General features: G+C 61.3%; 6 protein-coding genes. 1 reads left to right on the top strand and 5 read right to left on the bottom strand.

Going from position 1 to position 9703, the window contains the following annotated elements; translation table 11 throughout:
- The coding region (locus tag HP547_RS20785) for a transporter substrate-binding domain-containing protein (RefSeq protein WP_172287314.1) at nt 1–386 on the bottom strand (386 nt) is incomplete at its 3' end.
- A gap of 335 nt (nt 387–721) precedes the next feature.
- Here HP547_RS20785 and HP547_RS20780 point away from each other — a divergent pair.
- Entirely contained in the window at nt 722–4861 is a 4140-nt protein-coding gene (locus HP547_RS20780) for an NEL-type E3 ubiquitin ligase domain-containing protein (protein WP_172287312.1), read from the top strand.
- Between the two features lie 48 nt (nt 4862–4909).
- Here the strand turns inward: HP547_RS20780 and glpD are convergent, their stop codons facing one another.
- From glpD to HP547_RS20760, 4 genes are all read right to left on the bottom strand, one after another.
- On the bottom strand, nt 4910–6448 hold the full coding sequence (gene glpD, locus HP547_RS20775; protein WP_172287311.1) for a glycerol-3-phosphate dehydrogenase: 1539 nt from the start codon (nt 6446–6448) through the stop codon (nt 4910–4912).
- Nucleotides 6449–6663: 215 nt separating this feature from the next.
- The gene (locus HP547_RS20770; protein ID WP_172225272.1) at nt 6664–7419 is read right to left on the bottom strand and encodes a DeoR/GlpR family transcriptional regulator; all 756 of its coding nucleotides are present in this window, start codon (nt 7417–7419) and stop codon (nt 6664–6666) included.
- Nucleotides 7420–7520: 101 nt separating this feature from the next.
- Nucleotides 7521–9020 (bottom strand): glycerol kinase GlpK, encoded by a 1500-nt coding sequence (gene glpK / locus HP547_RS20765; protein WP_172225269.1) that lies wholly within the window; start codon nt 9018–9020, stop codon nt 7521–7523.
- 51 nt (nt 9021–9071) lie between these two features.
- On the bottom strand, nt 9072–9703 hold a 632-nt coding region (locus HP547_RS20760), incomplete at its 5' end, for an MIP/aquaporin family protein (protein WP_172287310.1).

The raw sequence follows: 9703 nt of genomic DNA, 5'->3' as shown, positions 1-9703 counted from the left end.
ACTTCAAAGATGCCCACGGTGAAGCCGACTTGCTGCTGGCGCTCGACGTTGTTGGTGGTGGAGCCGCATTCCAGGTCGACGGTGCCGTTCTGCACCAGCGGGATGCGGGTCTGGGAGGTGACCAGGTTGTACTTGACCTTGATGTCCGTACCCAGTTGCTTCTTCAGGGCGTCGACGACAGCCAGCTGGATGTCATGCGAGTAGCCCACGGGCTCGGGCTTGCCGGCCAGGTAGGAAAACGGAATGGAGGAGTCGCGGTGCCCCAGGGTGATGGTGCCTGAGTCCTTGATCTTCTTCAGGGTGCCGGTGAGCTCCTCGGCCATGGCCGGCGAAGCGATGACTGCAGCCGCGATGGCGGCGCCCAGCAATTGACGAACGATACGCATCAAATTTCCCTCGACGTGTTTGTTTTTTTTATGGAGCCGTTGGCGGACTCTTTCGTTCAACGAATACCGCATGAAGCGGGTGCATTCGGCTACCAAGTGTAGAGCATGAGTCGTGCCAAGCTCTGGTTCAGATCATAACGCTGTGTAAACACTGGGAATTAATCTTTTTTGACCATTAGATGTTGCGGCGCTTGGTACGGCTTTCCGAATGATGGCTCGATCATCGTTCGGCAATCCGAATGAGTGCTCGCGCCTTGCAGTGGGTAGGATCTATCTACCGCTGAACTGATCCCGGTACGTGATGTTCTGGCAGGCCCAACTCATGGAGGCCAGCCATGGCGCCGCCAAGCAACGTAATACCCAGCGGTTCGGTAGATCACCTGATAGCCCGGCAATTACCCGTGTGGATGACCAACGGCTGGGAGGAGCAAGTCCTTGCACTGCGCCAGGCAATGCACGCACAGCAAGCCTGCGCGGAGCGCATGCAGCGTTTCTTTGCAGATATTCCCGCGCTTGATGCGTTCGCAGCGCCATTACTGGAGGCGGCGTTACGTGAGCAGGGGCTGGTGGGCGACGTGCGTGTGATGAAGGTCGTGATCACGCAGGATATCCAGTATCCGTCTGCTGCCGAAAAGCTCTACCAGCCCATGGTGACCTTCAGCTCTCGGCAAAGTCTGCTTGCGGCCGCAATGCATAACTTCGCCAGCGATGAGCTGCAGCCCTCCATCCATCGCCACGCCCACCTGACCGGCGAGCGGGGAGAGCGCCTGCCGCTGAGTTTCGAGCGCTTCGCCGGTCTGTGTCGCACGCTGGATATCGGGGCGCGCTACCAGGCGAAACTGATGTCGGTGCTGCGACCGACCCGCTCAGGTCGTGGCCAGACCACGGCACAGGCGCGCCGAGAGGTAGAGGAGCTGTTCGAGAATGCGCTGCGGTCGCGGCTGGATGTCGCGGTACGTGAAGGCGTCTTCAAGGGGCAATTGAGCAGTTTCGAACATGACTGCATGTCAGCCTTCTTCACATCGCAGCCTGCTATCGCCGCGCCCTCGTCGTCGGTCACGCCCCGCCAGCTTTACCTGCTGGGCAAACGCATCGTCGGCGTGATCACGGTGGAGATCCGGCGCAAGGTGGATGACAGCCTGGAAAGCGTGATCGCCTGGATCCCTGGCGGCCCTGGCCAGGCATTGTTCCGACATGCTTCCTGGCAGGCGTTGTACGAGGCGATCGGGTTGGCACTGCGTGCGTCTGCGTACCGGGAATTCTTCGGCCGGTTCATCCGGGCGCAGGATCGGCCCGCATTCAACAAGGCGGTGGGAGCGCTGCTGGCGAAGGATGCAAGCAAAGCGGCCATCGAGCTGGACGGGCGCAACCTGAGCATCGACAAGCCGTTGTTTGCCTACGCAGGCACTCAGCAGATAGACAAGATTTTTGCCGACGCCCGCTACCTGGCTGTACCGACCGGCGATGAGGACCTGGCCGCCCGCCATGAGCGGCTGCGCAGCATGGTATCGGCCTGGCTGGACCTGTTGGGCTGGGCAGGCCTTTTCGTGCCTGTGCTGGGTGAGCTGATGCTGGTGGTCAGTGCGGCGCAATTGCTCGATGGCATCTATGAGGGCTATCAGGACTGGCGCCTGGGCGACCGCCAGGCAGCTCTGGGTCACCTGTTCGACGTGGCGCAAGCGCTGGTGGTTGCCGGTGCTACTGCAGGCGCGATTCACACCATAACGCGTACCCCGTTTGTCGATGAGCTTGTTCCAAGGTTCCGGGACGGCGTGGTGAAACTGGGGTTCGAGCGGGATCTGCCGCACATGGAGAGCAACTCGGCCGTATTGCTGCAAGACCTGCAGCCTGCGGCACTTTCCCGCCTGATCTCGGACGATGCCCTGGACCTGTTACGCGTTACTGGCCTTGACCTGGAGCGAGTTCGCCGGTTGCGAGTGGAAAATGCGCCAGCGCCTGCTCGCTTGCTCGATGCCCACGAGCGCTGGCAACTGCATAAAAGCGACCCCACCCTGACGGGCGCAGCGTTCGAGCAGGCACTGGACGGCCTGCGTGAACCAGCCACTGAGCAGCAGGCCTTGCTGATGGCTGCTTTCAAAGGGCTGAGCCCGCGAGCCGCCCAGGAAGTCATCGATCATTCGAGCAGTGCTTTGCTCGAACGCCTCGGCCCGGGCAAGCCAATCCCTTTGAGCCTGGCCGAGCGTGCGCGCTGGTCTGTGCGCGAGAGCCGCCTGGACCGTGCCTGCCTGGGGATCAGATTGCCGCAGGCGATCAACGTCGACAGTGAAAGCCTGGTATTCGGGCTTCTTGCCCGCAAGGCGCCCTGGCCGGATAACGTGCGCATCGAGTTGCGAGAGGGCAGTTCGCAAGGGCCGGTGTTGTTCGCCACCGGTGATGGCGGCAGTGAGCTGACCCGGATCGTGGTCAGGAACGAATGGCGGTACCGCTTCGCAGAGGCTGCCGCCACGCTGGAGGAGCCGCTGCTCAAGGTGGTGCTTGAATGCCTGGATGGCAGTCAGAAAGCCGTTTTAGGCGATCCCGGCCTCACCGTGAAGCAATTGCGCGCGTGGCTTCTGGAACAAGCCAAGGGGGACCGGGATCTGGCTGCGCAGGCCATGGGGTTGCCTGCTGCCGAGACGCGCCTGCGGCCGCCGCGACGTTTTGCCGACGGCCGCTTGGGCTATTCACTGAGCGGAAGAGGCGGGGAAAGCAGCTACCAGGCGATCAGGCGTGGCATTCATCAGATCTTCCCGACACTCAGCGAACTGCAACTGGATGCCTACCTGGCTGCAGTGCGGGCCCGGGGAGTAAATATCTGGGATCATTACCTGGCGTTGCAACGCCAGCTCGAGAGCTTGCGAAACGCGTTGACCGAGTGGCAAGCCGCATGGAGTACTCCGGTGGAAGCGCTACGTCGCAGGCGTGTTGCCGACACACTGCGACGTAGCTGGCGGCGCAAGCTGGTTGATGTGAATGATCATTACGAACTGCTCATCAGCGGCGAGCACATCGCCGGCTTGCCCACGTTGCCCGAAGGCGTCGACTTCGCCCATGTCAGGCGGCTGGTACTGCGGGACATGGGGCTGCAGACAATTGATGAGGACTTCCTTCGTCGCTTTCCCAACATTGTCGAGCTTGATCTCAGCAATAACAGGCTTACGGCCATTCCAGCAGGCATTGAGCGGCTGGTGCAGTTGCGCAGGATCGACCTTTCCAACAACCGCATAACCATCGACGCTATTGGCAATCGACAGCTGGCTCAGTTGTCACTGCTCGAGTCCATCGAACTGAGTTTCAACCCCGAATTGCAGGCGCCGGACCTCTCCGGCTTGCGCCACGTGCGTCACCTGTACCTGCGCTCTACTGGCCAGGTCGATATCCGTCAGTTACTGGAGCGGGCTTCGTGGCGGGCGCTGGTGGACTTGCGTGATAACCGCATTACCGAGCTGCAAGACGAGGTGCATGGGCTTACGCGCCGGCTGCAGCAATTAGAGCTGCATGACAACCCGTTGAACGACACCAGCCGCAATTACCTCGAGCAAGTGCGGGCGGGGGGGCAGAGTCAGGGCGGGGCGCGCGGCCGTCCTGCCCGCCAGCATGCCCAGGCCGATGGTGAGGTGCGTGAAGCGCTGGTAGAAAGCCGCCAGGCGCAGCGACGCCTGCGACGCGAGGGGATATGGAACCGTCTTTCCAGCGAGCCAGGCTCCGAAGACTTGTTCAGATTTCTCGCCGAACTCACTCATTCTGAGGACTTTGCCGAGAGTTCAGCTCTTTATCGCAGGCGTATATGGCGCATCCTTGAAGCCTGTGAACAGAGCGAGGAGCTACGCGAAGCGATTTTCCGCGAAGTTGGCAGCGTGCTCACCTGCGAGGATCGCCTGTTGTACCTGCTCAACCAGCTGGAGGTAGGTGTGCTGGTGCAGCGCGGAATTTCCGGGCTGCCAGCGGCCATGGTGGAGCAGCGCCTGGTTGAGTTGGGGCGACAGCTGCATCGTCTTGACCGCGTCGATACCATCGCCGCTCGACATGTCGAGCGGCTACGCAACCAAGGTGCGCGTAACGTTGACGAGGTTGAAGTGCGCTTGTACTTCCGCAACCAGCTTGCTCGAGTGCTGGAGTTGCCCGTGCATGCGGACGAAATGCATTACGCATCCGTGGCACAGGTAGGTGAGGCCGACCTGGTCAAAGCCCAGGTCGATGTATTGCAACACGAAACCCCTGAGCAAGTTCTCGATTCGCTGGTTCAACGCCCGTTCTGGCAGCGTTATGTGCGCAGGCATTATACCGAGCGTTTCGAAGCGCTTGCCGAGCCTTACCATGCACAGCTGGTCGAGCTGGAGGGGAGAGCGCATACCGAAGGCGATCAGGTCTATCTCGAAGGCGCCGATATTTTGATGCACGCTCTGCAAGCGGAAGAGGAGGTGCTCATCCGCACATTGGCCAGGGAGGCCTGGGAGCGGATGAGCCGGTCGTGACCAACCGCAGCATCTGGTTTCCAGTGCTGCGGCGTAACCCATTGTGAATCAGGCGGCGTGAGTGCGCGCCTGGTTCTCTTCGAGCCGCTGCAGGTAGTCTTTCAAGGCCTGCTGCTCCTGTGCGGTAGTGAAAAGACCCAGCTTGGTACGACGCCAGAGAATGTCCTCGGCAGTGCTGGCCCATTCGCTGCTGCGCAGGTAATCCACCTCGCGGCAGAACAGACCACCGCCGATGGATGCCCCGAGGTCCTGCGGCCCGTGCACGCCTTCGAGCAACTGCCAGACGCGGCTGCCATAGGTGACCGCCCAGCGTTTGGCGATGTCGGCTGGCAACCAGCCACAGCGAGCCAGAATTGCGTCGACCAGCGCCTGGGGCGTAGTCATTTCCTCGCCGCCCGGGAGCGCGGACGTAGCAGTCCAGCTTGCGCTCATTTGGACAAAATACGGCTTCAACTCGGCCATCGCCGATTCGGCGAGCTTGCGGTAGGTGGTGAGCTTGCCACCGAATACCGACAAAAGAGGCGCCTGGCCTTCACCTGCAGACAAGGCCAGGGTGTAGTCACGGGTGACGGCTGACGGGTTGTCCGATTCGTCGTTGCACAGCGGCCGAACCCCAGAATACGTGTGCTGGATATCGCTGCGGCCGAGCTGATGGTTAAAGTGCTCATTCACCACTTTCAGCAAGTAGTCGGTTTCTTGCTCCGTGATCTTCACCTGTGCGGGGTCACCGCTGTATTCCCGGTCGGTGGTGCCAATCAGGGTAAAGCGTTCCAGGTAAGGTATGCAGAAGACAATGCGCTGGTCTTCGTTCTGCAGGATGTAGGCGTGTTCGCCTTCATACAGCCGCGGCACGATGATGTGGCTGCCCTGGATCAGGCGGATACCGTAAGGCGCCTCAAGCTTCAGGTCGTCCTTGATGAAGCTGGCGACCCACGGGCCGGCGGCGTTGACCAGGGCACGGGCGCGAATGCTTTGCAGGCTGCCATCGGCGTGCTGCAGGTCCACCTGCCACAGCCCATCGATACGCTCGGCGCGCAAACAGCGGGTACGGGTATGCACATGTGCACCGTGCTCGCGGGCCGCCATGGCATTGAGCACCACCAGGCGGGCGTCATCCACCGCACAGTCGGCATATTCGAAACCGCGGGTGATGGCAGGCTTGAGCGGGTAGCCCGGGCCGAATCGCAGGCTACGCGAAGCGCCCAGGCGCTTGCGTTTGCCCAGGTTATCGTAGAGGAACAGGCCGGCGCGGATCATCCAGGCAGGGCGCAAGTGCGGGCGGTGCGGCAGCACGAAGCGCATCGGCCTGACGATATGCGGCGCCTTGGCCAGCAGCACTTCACGCTCGGCCAGTGCTTCACGCACCAGGCGGAACTCGTAGTGCTCCAGATAGCGCAGGCCGCCGTGGATCAGCTTGCTGCTCGCAGAAGAGGTGTGCTGGGCCAGATCATCCTTTTCGCAAAGGAATACCTTCAGGCCGCGCCCGGCGGCGTCGGCAGCGATGCCCACGCCATTGATGCCGCCGCCGATCACGGCGAGATCATAGCAGTCGGCGATGGGGGGCTGGGACGGAACGGGCTGGGACACGGGCAAGGCCTCCTGAGGCTGTTCATAGCGAATATGAACATTTATGTTCGTTTCCGAAAATATTAGCGCAACAGGAAGCCGGTCGCCAGTCAGTCTTTATAGAAAAAACTGATCAGATGACAGGAAAATGAACATTTACGAAAATTTTCGCGTTCGGGGTGTCCCGTTTCGCAGCTGTGGCGCCTGACCGATCGAGCGCCGCCCCACAGCACGCCTCAAACCACCTCAACCCGGACTTTGTACTGGGTAAGCAACTGACCGAGACCGTCCGTCGGCGGCTGGTCGGTGACCAGGCAATCGACCAGGCTGATCGACCCCAGGCGCACCATGGCATTGCGCCCGAATTTGCTCGAGTCGGCCGCAAGGACCACCTGGCGGGCATTGGCGATGATGGCCTGGGATACCCGTACTTCCTGGTAATCGAAGTCCAGCAAGCTGCCGTCCTCATCGATGCCACTGATGCCCACCAGGGCGAAATCGACCTTGAACTGGCTGATGAAATCGACGCTGGCCTGGCCGACCACGCCGCCATCTCGGCGCACCGTGCCACCCGCGATCAACACTTCGAAATCTTCCTTGGCGGCCAGGATCGCTGCCACGTGCAGGTTGTTGGTGATGACCTTGAGGTGATTGTGGTTGAGCAGCGCCCGGGCAATGGATTCGGTGGTGGTACCAATGTTGATGAACAGCGAGGCATGGTCGGGAATCTGCCGGGCCACGGCTTCGGCGATGCGTTGCTTTTCGTCGCGCATCTGGTCAGCGCGCATGGCATAGGCAGTGTTTTCGATGCTCGAATCATACGCTGCACCCCCGTGGTAACGGCGCAGCAGGTTGAGTTCGGCCAGTTGATTGATATCACGGCGGATGGTTTGCGGCGTAACGACAAACAGCTGCGCCATTTCTTCGATACTGACGTAACCGCGCTCGCGCACCAGTTCGAGGATTTGTTGTTGGCGGGGAGGCAGATTCATGGGCGGTCCTTTGGGGCAGCCGGACAAATTCTGCAATGATGCCGTAGGAAGCGGATGACAGCCAGTAGACGATTGGGGCCGCGTGACGGCCCCACGTCGTGTTACGCCTCGTGATCTTCCCAGTCACGGGTACGTTCGACGGCCTTTTTCCAGCCGGCATACAGCTTTTCTTTCTGCGCCTGATCCAGTTGCGGGCTGAATTCGCGCTCGATGATTGCCTTGTCGCGCAGTTCGTCCAGGCCGCTCCAGAAGCCGCAGGCCAGGCCGGCCAGGTAGGCAGCACCAAGGGCGGTAGTCTCGCGCATCTTCGGCCGCTCCACGCAGGTACCGAGGATGTCGGCCTGGAACTGCATGAGGAAATTGTTGGCGACCGCGCCACCGTCCACACGCAGTTCCGACAGGCGCTGGCCGCAGTCCTGTTGCATTGCGTCGAGCACATCGCGAGTCTGATAGGCGATCGACTCCAGCGCGGCGCGGATGATGTGATCCACCTTCACCCCGCGGGTCAGGCCGAACAGCGCCCCGCGGGCGTACGGGTCCCAGTACGGTGCACCCAGGCCGGTGAAGGCCGGGACCAGATACACGCCGTTGCTGTCCTTGACCTTGCTGGCGAAATACTCGGTATCCAGCGCGTCATTGACGATTTTCAGCTCGTCACGCAGCCACTGTACGGTTGAGCCGCCGTTGAACACGGCACCTTCCAGCGCATAGGCCACTTCGCCACGGGGGCCACAGGCGATGGTGGTGAGCAGGCCATGGGACGATTTCACAGCCTTGTCGCCGGTGTTCATCAGCAGGAAGCAACCGGTGCCGTAGGTGTTCTTGGCCTGGCCTGGCTCTACGCACATCTGGCCGAACAGGGCAGATTGCTGGTCGCCGGCGATACCGGCGATGGCAATCCCGCTCTTGGTGTGACCGTACACTTCCGAGGAAGGGCGCACCTCGGGCAGCATCTGCCGCGGGATACCGAGGATTTCCAGGAGCTTGTCGTCCCATTGCAGGCTATGGATGTTGAACATCAGCGTGCGCGAGGCGTTGGTGTAGTCGGTGACGTGCACCTTGCCACCGGAGAACTTCCAGATGAGCCAGGTATCGATGGTGCCGAACAGCAGTTCGCCACGCTCGGCGCGTTCGCGGGCACCTTCGACATTGTCGAGGATCCACTTCAGCTTGGTACCGGAGAAGTACGGGTCGGTGACCAGGCCGGTGGTTTCGCGAATATAGTCTTCATGGCCGTCACGCTTGAGCTGGGCACATATTTCAGTGCTTCGGCGGCACTGCCAGACTACCGCGTTGTACACCGGGCGACCGGTTTCCTTGTCCCACACCACGGTGGTTTCGCGCTGGTTGGTGATACCCAGTGCGGCAACCTGTGCGTGGCTGATACCTGCCTGGGCCAAGGCCTCGACCATGGTCGCGCTCTGGGTGGCGAAGATTTCCATCGGGTCGTGTTCGACCCAGCCCGCCTGCGGATAGTGCTGGGCGAACTCGCGCTGGGAGGTGCCCACCACATTGGCGTCACGATCGAAGATGATCGCTCGCGAACTGGTGGTGCCCTGGTCCAGGGCGATGATGTAGTTCTTGTCCTGGGTGTCTGTCATGGTCTTAGGCCTTGCATGAATAGGGGGTCAGGGCTGGGCGTGATGCCGGCATCAATTGACTTGAGTATCGCCCTGGCGATTGTCATTTGTCTCAGGGTTTGCGGCTGTTGCCGTTGGCAGGTTGCGGGCAATCAGGCCACGATAGGTCGCGGCACCCAGGCAGGCGCCAAGGATCGGTGCGAACAGCGGAACCAGGAAGTAAGGGATGTCTCGTCCACCCGTGAAGGCGACTTCGCCCCAACCGGCCAGGAAGGTCATGAGTTTTGGCCCGAAATCGCGGGCCGGGTTCATGGCGAAGCCGGTCAACGGGCCCATGGCGCTGCCGATCACTGCAATCAGCAGGCCGATCAGCAGCGGGGCCATGGCGCCGCGCGGCAGTCCGTTGTTGTCATCGGTCAGGGCCATGATCACGGCCATCAGGATGGCGGTGATCACCACTTCCACCAGGAACGCCTGGCCGGTGGACAGCGAGGGATGCGGGTAAGTGGAGAACACCGAGGCCAGCTCCAGGCTGGCTTCGCTGCCGCGCAGCATGCTGTGCGCCTGTTCGAAATCGAAGAACAGGCTGCTGTACAGCGTGTAGACAAGTGCCGCCCCACAGAACGCGCCGCAGACCTGGGCCAGCATGTAGAAAGGCAGCTTGCGCTTGTCGAAGTCGGCAAACAGGGTCAGGGCAATGCTCA

Origin of the sequence: Pseudomonas sp. CM27, assembly GCF_013179515.1 — a bacterium.
GTDB lineage: Bacteria > Pseudomonadota > Gammaproteobacteria > Pseudomonadales > Pseudomonadaceae > Aquipseudomonas.
The sequence above is the reverse complement of the archived record's forward strand: the minus strand, read 5'-3'. Positions and strand labels throughout refer to the sequence as shown.